The organism is Sutterella massiliensis (genome assembly GCF_016899755.1).
Lineage (GTDB): Bacteria > Pseudomonadota > Gammaproteobacteria > Burkholderiales > Burkholderiaceae_F > Sutterella > Sutterella massiliensis.
This window is the reverse complement of sequence record NZ_JACJJC010000136.1, coordinates 1-966: the sequence shown is the minus strand read 5'-3', so window position 1 is coordinate 966 and position 966 is coordinate 1. Positions and strand designations below refer to the sequence as shown.

The 966-nt window shown below is 58.0% G+C and carries 2 protein-coding genes; both read left to right on the top strand.

The features are described from left to right. Positions 1-484, top strand: a 484-nt coding sequence (locus tag H6A60_RS11780; protein WP_205104855.1) for a sensor histidine kinase, incomplete at its 5' end; no start/stop codon positions are given. Then, a partial coding sequence (locus H6A60_RS11775) for a response regulator transcription factor (RefSeq protein WP_205104853.1) occupies positions 477-966 on the top strand: 490 nt, incomplete at its 3' end. The genes H6A60_RS11780 and H6A60_RS11775, both read left to right, overlap by 8 nt.

The following is a 966-nucleotide window of genomic DNA, read 5'->3' as shown; positions in this document are numbered from 1 at the left end:
AAAGGAAGAACTCCGGCCGATTGATTTCGGTGCAGTTGTTCAAGGGGCCGTCAAAGATTTCACCATGTCCGACCCCAACAATGCTGGGTTGATCGAGCTGCGTCTCGACGAAGGGTCGTTCGCGATCCAAGGTTCTGCGTCGGGGCTGGAGCTTGCGATTGCAAATCTACTTCAGAATGCGGTGAAGGCGGTTCGCGGCAAAGAAGCGCCGTGCGTCCTTGTCACGCTTGGCGCGCAGGGACAGCCGCCCAAGGAGGTCGTTTTATCGGTGGAAGACAACGGCCCCGAGATTTCCGACGAGATTTTCGAAAGCATGCAGGCGCCTTCGCAAAGCTTCTCTTCGAAAGGGCTTGGGTTTGGCCTATCGATCGTGAGGAGCATCGCAGAAGATCATTTCGGACGGCTTGAGCTCGCGAGAAAGCCCGGTGGGGGCTTGCGCGCAGCGCTGGTGATTCCGCTCGAGCGAAGGAATGACGATGTGTGAACTGAACAACGTGTCGAGGCACCATGCGCTGATCCGAATCGTCGACGACGATGCAGAGCTTCGCCACGATATTGAGCTCCTGTTGCAGCTCGAATCCTGGCAGACGGCGACCTATGCCGATGCGGAGGATTTTCTTGCGCGTTTTGATGCCGCAAGACCCGGTTGCATCGTTCTGGACATCCGAATGCCGGGTATGAGCGGGTCGGAACTCCAGGAACGACTTCTCGAAGCCGGCTGCCGGCTCCCCGTCATCGTTTTGACCGGACACGGCGATATGGATCTCGCGATCCATTCATTTCGGCTTGGGGCGGCGGACTTTCTGCAGAAGCCGCTTCACCCCGAGGAACTGCTTCGAGCAGTGGCAAAAGCGGCGAACAAAGACTGGGTTGAAAGAGAAAAGGAAAAGGCCGCATCGCCTGCCGCCAGATTTGCGCAGCTCACGGAAGCCGAACGGGCGGTTCTTCGCAAAGTTGCGCAAGGCC